The sequence below is a fragment of the Collinsella sp. AF20-14LB genome (assembly GCF_003459505.1).
Lineage (GTDB): Bacteria > Actinomycetota > Coriobacteriia > Coriobacteriales > Coriobacteriaceae > Collinsella.
The window spans coordinates 1-16,192 of record NZ_QRWD01000001.1 but is presented as its reverse complement, the minus strand read 5'-3'; the positions used below and the strand labels follow the sequence as shown (position 1 = coordinate 16,192).

The window sequence follows — 16,192 nt, the reverse complement described above, 5'->3', positions numbered from 1 at the left end:
GATGAAACCTATCGTCGCCGTCGTCGGACGCCCCAACGTGGGCAAGTCCACGCTCGTTAACCGCCTGGCCCAGACCTCGGACGCCATCGTCCACGAGTCCCGCGGCGTCACGCGCGACCGCTCGTACCACACGGCCGATTGGAACGGCCGCGAGTTCACCATCGTCGACACGGGCGGTATCGAGCCGCTCAAGAGCGACGACGTCTTTGCCACGTCCATCCGCGACCAGGCGCTCGCCGCCGCCGAGGAAGCCGCCGTCATCCTGTTTGTGGTCGATGGCCGCACCGGCGTCACCGAGGAGGACGAGTCGGTCGCCCGCATGCTCAAGCGCTGCGACAAGCCGGTCTTTCTGCTGGTGAACAAGCTCGACAACCCCGATCGCGAAAACGACAGCATCTGGGAGTTCTATTCGCTCGGCATCGGCGAGCCCACGCCGCTCTCGGCCCTGCATGGCCACGGCACGGGCGACCTGCTCGATGACATCGTGGCCCTGCTTCCGGAGGAAGAGGACGAGGTCGCCGATGAGTTCCCCGACGCGCTGAACGTCGCCATCATCGGCCGCCCCAATGCCGGTAAGTCGTCGCTGTTCAACCGCATCCTGGGCGCCGACCGTTCTATCGTGTCCAACATTGCCGGCACGACGCGCGACGCCATCGACACAGTCGTGGAGCGCAACGGTAAGCACTACCGCATGGTCGACACCGCGGGCATTCGCAAGAAGAGCACCGTGTACGAAAACATCGAGTACTACTCCATGGTCCGCGGCCTGCGCGCCATCGACCGCGCCGACGTGGCGCTGCTTGTCGTCGACGCCTCAGTGGGCGTCACCGAGCAGGATCAGAAGGTCATGGGCTTGGCCATCGAGCGCGGCTGCGCCATCGTGGTGCTGCTCAACAAGTGGGACCTGCTCGACGACGACCGCAAGCGCGAGGCCTGCATGGAGACCATCGACCGCCGTCTGGGCGTCATGGCTCCCTGGGCCCAGTATCTGCGCATTTCGGCCCTGACCGGCCGCAGCGTCGAGAAGATTTGGGCAATGGTCGACGCGGCCGAGAAGACGCGCTCGCAGAAGATTAGCACCTCACGCCTCAACACGTTCCTCACCGACCTGCGCGAGTTCGGTCATACCGTGGTGGACGGCAAGCGCCGCCTGCGCATGCACTACGTGACCCAGACGGGCGTCAACCCGCCGACGTTCACATTCTTCGTCAACCACAGCGACCTGGTCAACGACACCTACCAGCGCTACGTGGAGAACCGCATGCGCTCGACCTTCGACTTTGCCGGCACACCCATTCGACTCTTCTTTAGGAAGAAGGAGCAAAAGGATGCATAATCCGATTCTGCTGACCGCCATCTGCGCCGTGGTATCGTTCTTTATCGGAGCGATTCCGTTTGGCCTGATCTTGGGCCGCGTGTTCAACCACACGGACATTCGCAAGGCGGGCTCCGGCAACATCGGCACCACCAACGCGCTACGTGTGGCCGGTCCCAAGGTGGCCGCGCTCACGCTGCTGCTCGACTGCCTTAAGGGCGCCATCTGCGTTGTCATCGCCCGTCCGCTCATCGCGAGCGTGGGCTATGGTTTTCCGCCGAGCATTATGGCCCCCGGCGCCGCCGGCGACTGGATGCTCGGCGTCATCTGCCTGGCTGCGGTGTGGGGCCACATCTTCTCGCCCTACCTCATCTTCCATGGCGGCAAGGGTATCGCCGTGGGCTTGGGCGTCATCCTCGCCTGGTACTGGCCCATCGGGCTTTCGCTGCTGGGCATGTTTATCGTGGCCGTCGCCATCACCAAGTTTGTGTCGGTAGGCTCGCTTGCCGCGGCCATCGGTCTTCCCATCGCCGTCTGCGCGGTCTTTCCGTACGGCAGCCTGGGACTAAAGTTCTGCATGGCGATGATCGGCATCACCGTGGTGTGGGCCCATCGCGCGAACATCAAAAAGCTCATGACGGGCAAGGAGTCCAAACTCTCGTTTACCAAGCGCGTCACCGAGCCCGACGATAAGTAGGAGAGAGTCATGAATGTTGCGCTGATTGGCTCCGGCTCCTGGGGAACCGCCGTCGCTGGCCTTGCCGCCGCTCGAGCCGAGCGCGTGACCATGTGGGCCCATAGCGAGCAGACGGCCGCCGGCATTAACGGCGAGCACCGTAATCCCCGCTATCTAGTGGATTACGTGCTGCCGGAAAACGTCGTCGCCACGACGGATCTAGCCCAGGCGCTCGACGGCGCCGATGCCATCATCTTTGCCGTGCCCTCCACGCACCTGCGCAGCGTATGCCATCAGGCGGCACCTTGTATCGCCACCGACACCCCGGTGCTCTGCCTCACCAAGGGCATTGAGCCCGAGTCCGGCCTGCTCATGAGCGAGGTCATTGCCAGCGAGATCGGCAACGAGGCACGCGTGGCGGCGCTCTCCGGCCCCAACCATGCCGAGGAGATCTGCTGCGGCGGGCTTTCTGCCGCCGTCATCGCCAGCGAAGAACCGCAGATTGGGGAGACCTTTAAGGACCTGCTCCTATCCACGGCCTTCCGCATCTACCTGTCGCAGGACATGACCGGCGTCGAGGTTTGCGGAGCCATGAAAAACGTCATCGCCATCGTGTGCGGCATTTCAGCCGGCTCCGGCGCGGGCGACAACACGCTCGCCCTCATCATGACGCGTGGTCTAGCCGAGATCAGCCGCCTGGTACACGCCCGCGGCGGTCAGGCCATGACCTGCATGGGTCTTGCCGGCATGGGTGATCTTATCGCCACCTGTACCTCGGAGCATTCGCGCAACCGCACCTTTGGCTACGAGTTTGCCCACGGCGTGTCGCTCGACGAGTACCAGGCGCGCACGCATATGGTGGTCGAGGGCGCCGTCGCCGCCCGCAGCGTGAGCGAGCTCGCCCGTTCACTGGGCGTAGACATTCCGCTCACCTTTGCCGTGGAGCAAACGCTCTACAACGGTGTTACTTTGGATAGGGCGCTCGAGATTCTTACCGATCGCGTACCCTCCCAAGAGTTCTACGGACTCACCGACTAGCGCAGAAAGGCTTCTACCATGGGTTCCATCAAAATTGCTCCGTCCGTCCTCTCGGCCGACATGGCCAACCTCAAGGGCGAACTCGATAAGATCGCCGGTGCCGACTACGTGCACTTCGACGTTATGGACGGTCACTTTACCGGCAACCTCACCTTTGGCGTTGACATCCTTAAGGCCGTCAAGCGCTCCACCGATGTACCGGTCGACGCGCACCTCATGGTGACGAACCCCGACGAGACGGTCGATTGGTATGCCGATGCCGGCGCCGATATGATCACCGTGCACTACGAGGCCTCTACGCACCTGCACCGCACGCTCACGCACCTGCAACAGCGCGGCGTCAAGGCCGGCGTGGTGCTCAACCCCGCAACGCCCGTCTGCGTGCTCGAGAGCATCATCGACGTCGTCGACATGGTGCTGCTCATGAGCGTGAACCCCGGCTTTGGCGGCCAGAGCTTTATTCCCGGTACCATTGCCAAACTGCACGAGCTCAAGGCCATGTGCGAGCGTCACGACGTTTCGCCCCTCATCGAGGTCGACGGCGGCATCTCTTCCAAGAACATTGCCGATGTCGTCAAGGCCGGCGCCAACGTGCTCGTGGCCGGTTCTGCCGTATTTAAGTCCGAAGATCCCGCTGCCGAGGTTGCGCTGCTGCAGAAGCTGGGCAACGAGGCCGCACAGGAGGCATAATCCCTTATGACTGCAGGTCAAAACCGCATACCCGTGAATCTTGACTATGCCGCCTCGACGCCCATGCGCGCCGAGGCGCTCCTTGCGCAGCGCGAGTACGACGACAGCGAGCTTGCCGGCGTCAACCCCAACTCGCTGCATTCGCTTGGCCGCAAGGCCGCTGCGCGCCTAGAAGTGGCACGTCGCGAGATTGCCCGCAGCTTTGGTGCGCGCGTCCGCCCGTCCGAGATTGTTCTGACCAACGGCGGCACCGAAGCCAACCAGCTGGCGCTGCTCGGTCTTGCCGAGGGCGCTCGTCAGCGCGATCGCAAGCGTAACCGCGTGATCGTATCTGCCATCGAGCACGATTCGATTCTGGACAACCTGCCGCTGCTGCGTGCCGCCGGCTTTACCGTCGACCTGGTGCAGCCCTGCCGCGCGGGCTACATAGAGCCCGCTGCGCTGAGCGACTTGTTGGGCGACGACGTAGCGCTCGTGAGCATTATGGTCGCCAACAACGAGACCGGCGTGGTGCAGCCCATCCGAGAGCTGGCCGCTGCCGCGCATACCGTTGGCGCCTTGTTTCATACCGATGCCATCCAGGGCTACTTACATATTCCGCTCGATGTCACCGAGCTGGGCGTCGACGCCATGACCGTTGCCGCGCATAAGATCGGCGGCCCTGTGGCGTCCGGCGCGCTCTACGTTAAGAACCGCACGCCGCTGCGCCCCCGCATCTTTGGCGGCGGCCAGGAAGCCGGCCGTCGCGCCGGTACGCAGGATCTGCGCACGCAGCTGGCTTTTGCCGCTGCCGCTTCTGTGTTGCTGCCGAATGTGGACCGCGAGCGCGCGACGCTACAGGCCCTGTCCGATAAGCTCTACGCCACGCTTACAGCCCATCCGCGCATTCACGCCACGATAGGCGACTACGCGCAGGCCGATCGTCTGCCGGGTATGGTTTCGATCTACGTCGACGGCATGGACTCTGAGGAGCTCATCATCAAGCTCGACGCCGCCGGCTTTGAGGTTTCAGCCGGATCGGCCTGCTCGAGCGGCAACATGGACCCGAGCCACGTGCTCAGCGCCATGGGCATTGGTCGCGAGCAGGCACTGGGCGCACTGCGCATTTCCTTCGATGACCGCGTGGATCCGAGCGATCTGGACGACTTTGCAAGTGCGCTGCTCTCGATCGTAGGTGCCGCATGATCGTCTCCGAGCTTGAACGTGCGCTGCTGGCGCGCTACCCCAAGGCGGACGCCGAGGGCTGGGATCATGTTGGGCTATCTGTGGGAGATCCCGCTGCAAAGATCACCGGTGTTGCCTGCGCACTCGACGCGACCGAGGCCAACGTGCACCGCGCTCTCGAGGCGGGCGCCAACGTGCTGCTGACTCATCATCCCATCTATATCAAGGCGCCCGAGGCCTTTTGTCCGGCCGATTCCGCACGTCCCCAGTGCAGCGCTGCGCTGTACGAAGCGGCTCGTTGCGGCGTGAGCATCATCTCGCTTCACACCAACCTGGACCGCTCGCACGAAGCGCGCGTTCGCCTGAGCGATTTGCTGGGCGCAGAGCCCATGAGCTCGCTGGAGCATGTGGACGAGCCTGAGCTCACCGGTCTGGGCGCACATGCGACCCTCCATGACGCCTGCAACCTGCGCGATCTCGCCAATCGTGCCGCCACGACCTATGGCAGTGACCCGCGCGTATGGGGCGAAGCCGAGCACCCGTGCCGCACCGTTGCCATTCTGGGCGGCTCCCTCGGCGATTTTGGTGAGCTTGCCATCGCCGCAGGCGCAGATGTTATTGTGACTGGAGAAGCTGGCTACCACGTGGCGCAGGACCTTGCCTTGCGTGGCCTGGGCGTGATACTACTCGGCCACGACCGCTCCGAAGAGCCGTTCGTGGATATATTGATGAACTCTGCAGTTGACGCCGGGGTCGACCCCCGTCATACGATTAAAATACTGAACCCTTGCCAATGGTGGACTGTGACAAAAGGAGAGAACTTATGAGCGCCGGCGCTACGCTACTCAAGCTGCAACAGATCGATTTGGAGCTCGCCCGCAACAAGAGCGAACTTGCCAATATGCCGGAGCTCAAGGAGCTCGCTTCCAAACGCAAGACCTATGTGAAGCTCAAGTCCGAGATGACCAAGCTCTACGCTCAGCGCAAGGATCTGGACATTGAGCTCGACGATCTCAACACTACCGAGATCCAAACCAATAACGCCATCGAGGCCGCCAAGAAGCGTCACGTCGACGGTTCCGACTACCGCGAGGTGCAGGACCTGGAGAACGAGCTTGCCACCCTGGCCAAGCGCCTGGACAAGATCGAGCACACCCGCAAGGACGTCGTCGTCGCCCATAAGGAAGCGCTCGACCGCGAGGCTCGCGCGCAGGCCATCATCGCCAAGTTCGAGGAGGGTGTGAAGGCCGATACCAAGGCCGCCCGCGCCAAGGCCGCCGACCTGCAGACCCAGATTGACGCTGCCACCAAGGAACGCACCGCCCTTGCCGCTACGCTGCCGACCGATGTGCTCACCGATTACGAGCGTCTGCTCAAACAGTTCCGCGGCTTGGCCGTCGAGACCATCCAGGGTAACATCCCCACGGTCTGCCACACCGCGCTGCAGGCATCGTCCATGAGCGACCTCAACCACGACGGTAGCGAGATTACGCACTGCCCGTACTGCCACCGCCTGCTGGTGCTCCCCAGCAAGGAAGCCTAAATGATGACGGCGGCATCCAACAATTCAATGCAACTTGAGGGAAAAACGATCCTGCTGGGTATTACCGGCGGGATCGCCGCCTATAAGTCGTGCAATATCGTGCGTCTGCTGCAAAAACGCGGCGCGCACGTCAAGGTCGTTATGAGCGAGCACGCCACCGAGTTTGTGGGTCCGCTCACCTTCCGCGCGCTCACCAACGAGCCGGTCGCCGTGGGCCTGTTCGACGACCCCTCCGACCCCATCCATCACATTTCACTGGCGCAGGAGCCCGATCTTATCGTCGTGGCGCCCGCGACGGCCAATATCATCGCCAAGATGGCCAACGGCATCGCCGACGACCTCATCTCCACCACGCTGCTTGCGACGCCGCGGCACGTCGTGATCGCGCCGGCCATGAACAATGGCATGTGGAAGGCGCCGGCGACGCAGGCCAACATGGCCACGTTGCGCGACCGCGGCGTTCACGTGGTGGGTCCGAGCAGCGGCTACCTTGCATGCGGCGACGTGGACACGGGACGCATGAGCGAGCCCGAGGACATCGTTGAGGCTGTCTGCAGGGTGCTCAATCCCGTGCCGCAAGACCTGGCGGGCAAGCGCATCGTGATCACCGCCGGTCCTACGCACGAGCCGATCGACCCGGTGCGATTCATCGGCAACCGGTCGTCGGGCAAGATGGGCATCGCTCTGGCGGGGGAGGCTGCTCGCCGCGGCGCCGCCGTCACACTCGTACTGGGACCGACATCGCTCGACGTTCCCCGCGGCGTGGCGTGCGTAAGCGTGCAGACCGCCGCAGAGATGCTGCAGGCGGCGCTGAGCGCCTTCCAGACGGCCGATGCGGCCATTTGCGCGGCCGCTGTCGCCGACTACACCCCCGCGGCCCCTGCGGACCATAAGCTCAAAAAGGCCAACGAACGCCTGGATCGCATCGAACTGGTCGAGACGGTCGATATCTTGGCCGAGCTCTCGCGCCAAAAGGGAGAGCGGTGCGTGATCGGCTTTGCGGCCGAGACCGATAACGTCGTGGAGTACGCGCAGCGCAAACTCGCGCGCAAGGGTTGCGATGCCATTATCGCCAACGATGTTTCGCGCGCCGATTCGGGCTTTGGAACCGACACGAACAAGGCCTGGATTGTGAGCACAACGGGCACCCAAGAACTTCCTGTGCTAACAAAACCCCAGCTCGCAGATACAATTTTGGACTTGCTTCAAAATTTGTAAAAAAGTTCTTGCACAAGGACAAAGTTTCGGGTTAATATACTCCCTGTTGCGAGCGAGAGCAGAGCAACAAACAAAAGCTTCGGGACGTGGCGCAGCTTGGTAGCGCACTTGACTGGGGGTCAAGGGGTCGCTGGTTCGAATCCAGTCGTCCCGACCAGAAGTTTGCAGGTCAGGCACCTAGTGCCTGACCTTTTTTTATGAGGAAGCACCAAGGTAAGCACGAGGTAAGCACCGGCTGCTTTTTAGCCAATAACGACACACCCTTCCACCTGCGCTTTTGTAGAATCTCGATTTTAATGGATCCCCTCTTCACTGTCATTCCACATTTCGTTAATCTGGTAATTCGATTTGATTCCGCATATGTAATCTATTTCGTCTGTTTAGTCTACATACGCGAAACCCATTTGCCTGCGTCTACCTACTGCGGCTAGTTGCGCCGTGTGCCTATAGCCAAGCCCTTGATTCGGCGCAACATGGCTTGACTATCTGACATCTTTTAGCTTTGGCATGATTGCGCGGAGCGCACCCACAGCCGCCACCGCAAGAACCGCCCCAGAACCCGAATAATGAGCGTTTCGGCAAAGTCACATACTGGACACGTCTGACCCGAACATACCACCTCAAATCGACTCTGAGCGGGTTGGATTACTTTGAAGTCCTAGGGCAGGAGATAGCCCGCCTCGTCATTTCCTCCGATAGTCTTCCAAGATTCGCCTTGCGATCGCCTCTGCCATGAGCGGCGGCACGGCATTACCGACCTGCTTCATCTGGGACGACTTGGCTCCGTAGAACCTGTACGTATCGGGGAAGGACTGGATACGAGCCGCCTCGCGGGTCGTGATTGCTCTGTTGAGATAGGGATGGGTGAACATTCCCGAGGAGGGAGTGTCGTACCGCGTCGTGATGGTTCTGGATACGCCGTCCTTGCGCAGGCGGCACCACGCGCCGCTGTAGATAGATCGCGTGAGGTGTTCTTCGGGTAGCGTTTCCCTGCCGCATTCCGCGGGTATCAGTCTCAACCTCTCGAGCGTGACCTTGGAGTGGGCTGTCGCGACATGGTTGTACAGCCGGTCTAAACCGCGCCGCAACTTTGTCTGGTATTCGGACTGAGCATCGAGCCGATAATCCTGCACCTCCTCGCCCTCTCCCGAATTAAGATATGCTAGGTCGCTGATCGCGTCCCAGACCGTTGTGCGGGTTCTCGTGGGACGCGGGAGCTCCACGGCGGTATCGCCATGCCGTCCGATGATGCAGGTGCGACGTCTGTCCTGCGGAACCCCGAAGTCCGACGCGCAAAGAATCCCACAGCTCAGGGCATAGCCTATGCCGCCGAAAAGCTCGATGATTTCCTGCTTGAAATACCCGTGCTCGGTGGTGAGCAGGTTCGGCACGTTCTCGATGACGAAGTATCGCGGGCGTACGCGGTCGACGACCTCGAAGTAATATCGGAACAGGAAGTTTCTGGGGTCGTTGACACTCTTCCGCTTTCCCTTTTGCGAGAAACCCTGGCACGGAGGCCCGCCGATGATGACGGTCGTCTTGCCCCGAAAGCGGTCAAAAGTCTCCCCGATGGAGAGCCTTGTGATGTCCTCGACGATCATTGGGATACCCGGCCGGTTTTCCGAATATGCGTGGGCGATGGACTTGTCGTATTCGTTCGCGAGGACGATATCGAATCCAGCCCGCTCGAAGCCGAGGGAGAATCCTCCCACGCCCGCGAACAGGTCAATCACAGTCGGTTTCATTATCGAATGCCTCCCGTTGATTCTTCATCGGGATGGCTGTCGCGCCGAGACTTGAGTTGCCTGTCATTGCCCATCACTTCTCGCATGCGCTTGCTGGCGATATCGAAATAGTATGGATCGACCTCGATGCCGCAGAACCTGCGTCCTGCCTCAAGCGCGGCGACGCCTGAGCTGCCGCTTCCCATGAACGGGTCGAGAACGAGATCTCCCGGATTCGAGAGCAACCCCACGAACTGCTCCATGAGGCCCACGGGTTTCTGCGTAGGATGTTTCCCATAGCTCCGTTCGTTTCTGGGGGTAACTGGCGTCTCGAAAAAGTCATGGACCGCATGGCCGCAATTGTTGAACGTTCCCGTCCTAGCACCGTAGGTGAAGTAGATCCAAGACTCGGTGGAGTTAATGAAGTGCAGGTTCATGTTCCGCGGCATCGGGTTGAGCTTGTGCCAAGTCCCCGTCGTCTTGTAGTAGAACCCGTTCTCCTGCGCGAGCCGCACGAACGTCTCCACCTTGATTACGGCCATGAAAACAACCAACGAGCCGCCTGGTTTCAGGACGCGGGCAGCTTCAGATAGAAACCCATTCATAGTCTCGGCCCATTGATTGCAATCCGAATCATCCCATCCGGCCGCGCCGAAATAGTTTTCCCTCATAGCCTTGAGGTTGGTAGCACGGTCGCGCATGAATTGCCCAAGGTTATAGGGCGGGTCGGTCAGAATGAGATCCACGCTGCTGCCGGCGAGTGTCCTGAGCCAATCGAGGCAGTCTCCGTTGATAAGCCGAGGTTCGAAGGTGTCTTCGGCTGTCATTCCGATTTTCAGGCTATCGGATGCCTTTTCGGTAGTGGTCTCCATGGGACCCCTTTTCGGTGCTGGGCTATGTTTCGCCCAACCTACCGAAGGTGAATTCACCTTCGGTAGTCTTGCCTCCCCGGCAACACGACCCCCCCCCGCCACTCCGTTACATAGTTCGTCAGCAGCACCTCGACCACGGGCTTGTGCTTTCCGTTGACGATATAGGCATGGTCTGCGTAGGAGACGTGGCAATCCGACCAAAGCGTGCCGATGAGTTCATTGCTTCTGTAGTCGTTGTGCGCCCACGAGGAGACCATGAACCTGCATCCGCTTTCCATGAGTGAATCGTGCAGCCCCTTCTCCTTCTCCTCGTCCCAGGTGTCGTAATAGGTGCTCGTGAGGCCTATATAGGGCGGGTCGCAATAGATGAGGGAATTGCTAGGCGAGGCATCTATGGCGTCCCCGTAGCTCATGGCTAGGAACTCCCAATCATTCTCGGTGATCTTTGCTTGGACGTACTCGACCTGATTCACGATCTTCGTGACGTACGCCTTGGAGAAACGGTTGTCGTTGTGTCCATAGGGGACGTTGTAGCGGTGCTGGCGGTTGAACCTCATAAGCCCATTGAAGCAAGACCTGTTGAGGAAGAGGAAATCATACGGGTCATGCGATTCATTGAAGCGGTCCCGGACCTCATAGTAGTAATCCCCCCCCCTCGATTTCAGGCGGGCGCCTTCGGATTCGAGGAACTTCCTACAGCTCGCGGCGGTAAGCTCTCCGTCCTGGATGGAACGGTAGAAGTCGATGATATGGACGTTCGTGTCCGAGAACAGTGCCCGCTTCGGCGCGAGATTGAAGCCGACGACGCCCGAGCCCATAAACGGCTCGACCCAAACCGTTTGGGCATCAAGCGAAGCGTATTGCGAAATCCAAGGAACGAGCTTTGTCTTGATGCCCTGCGTCTTGATAGGCGGTACGTGAACCTTCTCGATTGCATTTTTTACTTCTGAATCGGTGGCCTGAACCATGGAACTGTCCTCTCGACGTCGTTGCGTCTTGGGACTTTTACATGGGTCCGATCTCCTAAATAAACTAATGCCGCAACGGCAAGACCGTGGCGGATTGCCACGCCTGTCCTACGCTCGGTGATGTATCTGCAAACCCTGAGCGAAGGGAGCCGCATATGCATGCAGCGGCATTTTCGCCTCGGGGGGGGGGTATCTCCTAGGAGTGCCCGCCTTCGAGGTCAATCCATCATCGAGTACGTCCTGATCATCGCAATCATCGGCCTGGTGGTGGTATTCGCGGGACCGCAGGTCTCCGGTGCCATCCGAAACCAGTTCAACCTGGTCGGAAACACGGTCAACAACGGGACGACCGGCGGCTCTACGGGCGGAGGCTCAGAGGGTGGCGTATCCGCAGCAGTCCAGGCGGCTGTCGCCAAGGATGCCAAGGACTGGACGCTCGACGAGCAGAAGGCCGTGGCCGAGGACATCGCTGCGAAGGGCGAGGCGTCGCGCGCCTACGCCAAGGCGAAGGCCGCGATGGACACGGGAACGAAGTTCTCGATGAAGCTGACGGACGGGCAGACGCTTGAGTACAAGATCATCGGCATCGACCACGATGATTTGGCCGATGGAAGCGGTAAAGCGGGCCTGACGTTCCTCACCACCTCGAGGAATATTTCTTCCAGCGTGAACGCACCAGAAACCAACGTTGGCGGTTGGGAGAAGTCCAAACTCCGCGCGAAGATGAACTCCGGCGAAATCTGGAACCTCATGCCCGCCGACTTCCAGTCCAAGGTGAAATCGGTCAGGAAGCTGACGAACAACGTCGGCGGAACCGACAAGAATGCCGCCGTGACGGCCACCTCGGACAAACTGTTCCTGCTCAGCCACTCCGAGATCGTCCCCACCTCCTACTGGGCAGCCGAGTATCCCTGGACTTCCTCCGAGGGTTTCCAGTATGAGGCTTTCAAGGGCAAGGTGACGGAGAACCATTCTGAAAATGCCTGCCTGCAGATTGGCTACCATTGGTGGGAGCGTTCGGTGAGTCCGTTCAGCTCTACGACGAGATACTTCTGTGTCGGCTACAGCGGCAATCCGTCGAATACTGATGGCGCGGCTGGCTTGCTTTGCGTCTGTCCCGCTTGGTGCTTCTAGCTTGGTGCTTCTAAATCCATCTGCATCTATTGAAAAGCCTGCACAATTCCGCGCGGGCTTTTTTGCCCCCAAGCACTCTGCCAAACACACGGGGCGCCCCCAAAAGGTGCCCCGCAGCAAAACACCTTGTTATCATCCCTCATACAGCAAAGCAGAAGCCTTATTTCGCGCCTATTTGTCCATTCCTGCCAATCTAGTTACGCGGTAGCTCGCTACCTGCGCCACACCGCCACGCTATCTGCACCATCGCTAAGGTATCACGACCCGCACGACCCAACCCGATCGCACAGCCTAAGATAACCATCGCTCCAGCTACGCGCCGCCCTCCCCGCTACCGAACCGTCTCCATATTTCGTTCAAACTCCCCACAAAATCTACCCGCTCGATAACCACCTACCTATGCGTCTATCGACCCGACTTTACCCCACCCGCTTGACAGCACCTATCTCAAGACGCAACACAACGCTATTTGCCTGCCGCAGCGGCATCTTTCCAGCCAACCTAAAACCGCCCGACTGGCTATTCTTGACTCATCCGGTTGCCTGCCGCGCGACCCGACGCCTGATCAGCATCGGAAAGCGCCGAGCGCGGAGGACGTGGCCACTAAGGGCCTGAAAGAGTCCGCAAGTGCTCAAAACTTGGCGAAAGGCGCAAAGGATGACGGGACCCATTTCGGATACCGAGTACCCAGGTGAGGTCGATATAGGCGGTTTTAGCAGACTTCGTCTCCTGCCAGCGATTACCCTGAGAGGGAAAGGGTCTCGTAGGGTTCCGTAATTCAATGCGACCGATCGTCGCCTGGACAAGGGGCCGGACTTCATGGCCATATGCCGCGAATCCATAAACGCAAATTACCCATACCACGGATCCGCGGCACAGGCCTCCATGAGATAGGAGCCACATGTCCGCGAGCGGTTTGAAATTAAGGGACTACCAAGCGGAATGTATCGACATAATCGACAACCTAGACGGCGGCGCCCATCTGGTGCAGATGGCAACCGGCTTGGGCAAGACCGTCACTTTCGCGAACATCCACAGGCACGGCCGAATGCTGATTCTGTCCCATAGGGACGAGCTGGTGGCGCAGCCAGTCAAGTATTTCGATTGCCCCGTGGGAATCGAGAAAGCCGAAAGGCATTCGGATGGCGAGCCAGTCGTCTCCGGTTCGGTGCAGACCCTATCGCGCGGCACCCGCCTCGAGCGGAACTTCAAGCCGGGCGATTTCGACCTCATTGTGACCGACGAGGCGCATCATGCCTCAGCGCCAACCTACCGCAAGATAATCGATTACCTGCAACCCCGTCTCCACATCGGTTTCACGGCGACGCCGAATCGAGGCGACGGTAGGGGATTGGACGATATCTTCGAGGATATTGTCTTCCAGCGCGATCTCCTCTGGGGTATCCGCCGCGGGTACCTCTGCGATATCGACTGCATGCAGGTGGAGGTCGAATGGTCCACCGCTGGCGTGAAGCGCGTCGCGGGAGACTTCCAGCTGAACGCCCTAAACGACGCCGTGAATCGCCCGAAATCGAACGCGCAGGTCGCTGAGGCATACCGCCGATTCCATCGCGGCCAGACTCTCATCTTCGCCTCGTCGGTTAAACATGCTTACGCGTTGGCCGAACTCATCGATGGCGCGGTGGTCGTCGATGGCAAGACCCCAATGGACGAGCGCCGCCAGATTATCGAGGACTTCACCGCTCGAAAGATTCCCGTCATCATCAATTTCGGTGTATTCACCGAAGGCACTGACATGCCTCTCATCGAGACGATTCTACTAGCCCGGCCGACGCGAAACTCAACCCTCTATACGCAGATGGTCGGGCGCGGCCTGCGTCTCTACGAGGACCCCGAAACGGGGTACAGGAAAAAGAACCTGCTGCTGATAGACTGCGTGGGCGATTCCGACAAGAACGATATCTGCACGGCTCCGAGCCTGATCGGCATCGACCCGAGTGACCTCGATGAGAAAGAGAAAAAGGCCGTCCGTGGCCCTCTGTCGGGTCTACGCGACCGTATCGAGGCATCCGAGGACACTCCCGAGGGCTGGGTTCTTTCCGTCCGCAAGGTCGACCTCACATCATCGAGCCAGAATATCGCTTGGATTCGCCGCGCAGACGGCTCGAAGGTCATCCGAGGCAAGGGCTGGTCGGTTCGCATGCACGCCCCCGATATCCTTTACCGCGTCATGGTCGATTTCAACGGCAACAACAAGACCGTCCGTGAATATGACGATGAGGCTGAAGCCGAGGCCGCAGTTCGCCGCTGGTTAGACCACTATCCCGTACCCTCCCAAGACAGATCCCTATGGGACACTGAATCTGTTAAAAAATGGGGCAACAAGCCCGCCTCCAGCGCCCAGATTGGGCAGATCAGGCGCATGCTTGGTGACGATGCCGAGGCAATCGATGTCGAACACCTGACGAAGCGTGAGGCGGCGGCAGTACTGGACAACGCATTTGAGAAACAGGAAAAGGCCTTCGCCGATATCTATGGCCTGTGCCCCAAATGCGGTCAGGCTCTAAAGATCACCAAGAACAAGAAATCCTTCACCTGCACATCAAACCACTGGTCACAAGATGGTTCATGGAGGCTGGTTTCGGGATGCGGGACAACCTTCAAGGTGAGAGCCGACGGCCATTGCATAAAACCCGCCGACCTCAAGGCCATTCGCGAGAACGGTTTCTACGTATGGCGCGGAAAGAAGTACGCCTTCGAGCCCGCGAGAAACCCCGGTGACTTCAGTGCCATCAGATGCATCGGGCAGGCCGATGATGACTCCTGATAGGGTCACGGCCCTCACACTTCACAACTCAAACCCTTTCAGTCCTTACGACCGAACAACGTCACATCCCCATTCCTTCAGCCATCTTCCTCAACCTAAACGTGGTGACCCATCTAATCCTTACGTCCAGGCTACACACTTGCCACGGTCAACTGGATTGATTTCCAGTATTTTCCCTTACTGACTGATTCGCTTAGTCATCCCTCAATCCCCACCATTGCCGCGGCGGCAAGACAAAACGTGTTTTCAGTACCGCATCGTACGCTCCTGGATGCAATATCAATCCCCATACGAGGGGAGTCGCAATGCATGCAGCGGCAATTTCGCCTCGGGGGGTCGCTCCTGAAACGACCCGCTTCCAAGGGCAATCAATCATCGAGTGCGTACTGATCATCGCCGTCATCGGCCTGGTAATCGTGTTCGCGGGGCCCGGCGTGGCCGGGGCCATCCGGAACCAGTTCAACCTAGTGGGTAACACGCTCAATAGCGGGACTAATGGAGGCACGGAGAGCAACGGCTCCACGGGAGCCGATTCCGCGACCGTCCAGGCGGCGGCAGCCAAGGACGCGAAGGACTGGAGCCTCGGCGAGCAGGAGGCCGTGGCCGAGGACATCGCCGCCAAGGGCGAGGCGTCGCCGGCGTACGCGAAAGCTAGGGCAGCCATGGATGCGGGGACGAAGTTCTCGGTCAAGCTCACGAACGGGCAGACGCTCGAGTACCGAATCATCGGCATCAACCACGATGACTTGGCCGACGGTTCGGGCAAGGCGGGACTCACGTTCCTTACCACCTCAGCGGGGATTAAATCCCGCATGAACGCCAAGAATACCAGCTACCGTGGGTGGGAGGGATCCGAGTTGCGCAAGAAGATGAACTCCGGCGAGATATGGAACCTCATGCCTGCCGACTTCCAGTCCAAGGTAAAGTCCGTCACCAAGGTCTCGTTCAACAACCGTGGAGTTCCAAACCCACCCTGCGCCGTGACGGCGACCTCCGAAAAGCTGTTCCCGCTCAGCTACTCCGAGATTGACGATACTCTTCCGAAAAACCTTTCTGATTGGT

Annotated in this window: 14 protein-coding genes and 1 tRNA gene; 12 read left to right on the top strand and 3 right to left on the bottom strand. The window is 59.9% G+C overall.

What is annotated here, in order from left to right; genetic code table 11:
- The first annotated feature begins 1 nt into the window (after position 1).
- The 9 genes from der to DWX63_RS00035 all read left to right on the top strand — a co-directional run bounded on the left by der (position 2) and on the right by DWX63_RS00035 (position 7,801).
- On the top strand, positions 2-1,336 hold the full coding sequence (gene der / locus DWX63_RS00075; RefSeq protein ID WP_006236029.1) for a ribosome biogenesis GTPase Der: 1,335 nt from the start codon (positions 2-4) through the stop codon (positions 1,334-1,336).
- Entirely contained in the window at positions 1,329-2,012 is a 684-nt protein-coding gene (gene plsY, locus DWX63_RS00070; RefSeq protein WP_117842404.1) for a glycerol-3-phosphate 1-O-acyltransferase PlsY, read from the top strand. The genes der and plsY overlap by 8 nt, the downstream gene beginning before the upstream one ends.
- A gap of 9 nt (positions 2,013-2,021) precedes the next feature.
- Positions 2,022-3,029: an NAD(P)H-dependent glycerol-3-phosphate dehydrogenase gene (locus DWX63_RS00065; RefSeq protein ID WP_117842403.1), complete on the top strand. Its 1,008-nt coding sequence runs from the start codon at positions 2,022-2,024 to the stop codon at positions 3,027-3,029.
- 18 nt (positions 3,030-3,047) lie between these two features.
- A complete protein-coding gene (gene rpe / locus DWX63_RS00060; RefSeq protein WP_117842402.1) occupies positions 3,048-3,719 on the top strand; it encodes a ribulose-phosphate 3-epimerase in 672 nt (223 codons plus the stop codon).
- Between the two features lie 6 nt (positions 3,720-3,725).
- Positions 3,726-4,904 carry a cysteine desulfurase family protein gene (locus DWX63_RS00055; RefSeq protein WP_117842401.1) on the top strand — a complete coding sequence of 393 codons (1,179 nt, stop codon included), beginning with the start codon at positions 3,726-3,728 and terminating at the stop codon, positions 4,902-4,904.
- Entirely contained in the window at positions 4,901-5,710 is an 810-nt protein-coding gene (locus DWX63_RS00050; RefSeq protein ID WP_117842400.1) for a Nif3-like dinuclear metal center hexameric protein, read from the top strand. Before DWX63_RS00055 ends, DWX63_RS00050 begins: the two co-directional genes overlap by 4 nt.
- Complete coding sequence (locus DWX63_RS00045; protein WP_117842399.1) at positions 5,707-6,426, top strand: zinc ribbon domain-containing protein; 720 nt, start codon at positions 5,707-5,709, stop codon at positions 6,424-6,426. The genes DWX63_RS00050 and DWX63_RS00045 overlap by 4 nt, the downstream gene beginning before the upstream one ends.
- A gap of 3 nt (positions 6,427-6,429) precedes the next feature.
- Positions 6,430-7,644: a bifunctional phosphopantothenoylcysteine decarboxylase/phosphopantothenate--cysteine ligase CoaBC gene (gene coaBC, locus DWX63_RS00040; protein ID WP_233514427.1), complete on the top strand. Its 1,215-nt coding sequence runs from the start codon at positions 6,430-6,432 to the stop codon at positions 7,642-7,644.
- A gap of 80 nt (positions 7,645-7,724) precedes the next feature.
- A tRNA-Pro gene (locus DWX63_RS00035) sits at positions 7,725-7,801 on the top strand.
- 526 nt (positions 7,802-8,327) lie between these two features.
- On the opposite strand, the gene DWX63_RS00030 is transcribed toward DWX63_RS00035, so the two are convergent.
- From DWX63_RS00030 to DWX63_RS00020, 3 genes are read right to left on the bottom strand one after another with little or no spacing between them, the layout of a single operon-like run.
- Positions 8,328-9,377, bottom strand: a complete 1,050-nt coding sequence (locus tag DWX63_RS00030) for a DNA cytosine methyltransferase (protein WP_199411042.1) — start codon at positions 9,375-9,377, stop codon at positions 8,328-8,330.
- A gap of 11 nt (positions 9,378-9,388) precedes the next feature.
- A complete protein-coding gene (locus tag DWX63_RS00025) occupies positions 9,389-10,240 on the bottom strand; it encodes a site-specific DNA-methyltransferase (protein ID WP_199411041.1) in 852 nt (283 codons plus the stop codon).
- A gap of 53 nt (positions 10,241-10,293) precedes the next feature.
- Entirely contained in the window at positions 10,294-11,208 is a 915-nt protein-coding gene (locus tag DWX63_RS00020) for a Dam family site-specific DNA-(adenine-N6)-methyltransferase (RefSeq protein WP_117842397.1), read from the bottom strand.
- Positions 11,209-11,475: 267 nt separating this feature from the next.
- On the opposite strand from DWX63_RS00020, the gene DWX63_RS00015 reads away from it, so the two are divergent.
- The 3 genes from DWX63_RS00015 to DWX63_RS00005 all read left to right on the top strand — a co-directional run.
- Entirely contained in the window at positions 11,476-12,342 is an 867-nt protein-coding gene (locus tag DWX63_RS00015; RefSeq protein WP_158559566.1) for a DUF6273 domain-containing protein, read from the top strand.
- Between the two features lie 901 nt (positions 12,343-13,243).
- Positions 13,244-15,130, top strand: a complete 1,887-nt coding sequence (locus tag DWX63_RS00010) for a DEAD/DEAH box helicase (protein WP_117842395.1) — start codon at positions 13,244-13,246, stop codon at positions 15,128-15,130.
- A gap of 305 nt (positions 15,131-15,435) precedes the next feature.
- On the top strand, positions 15,436-16,192 hold a 757-nt coding region (locus DWX63_RS00005), incomplete at its 3' end, for a hypothetical protein (protein WP_147336040.1).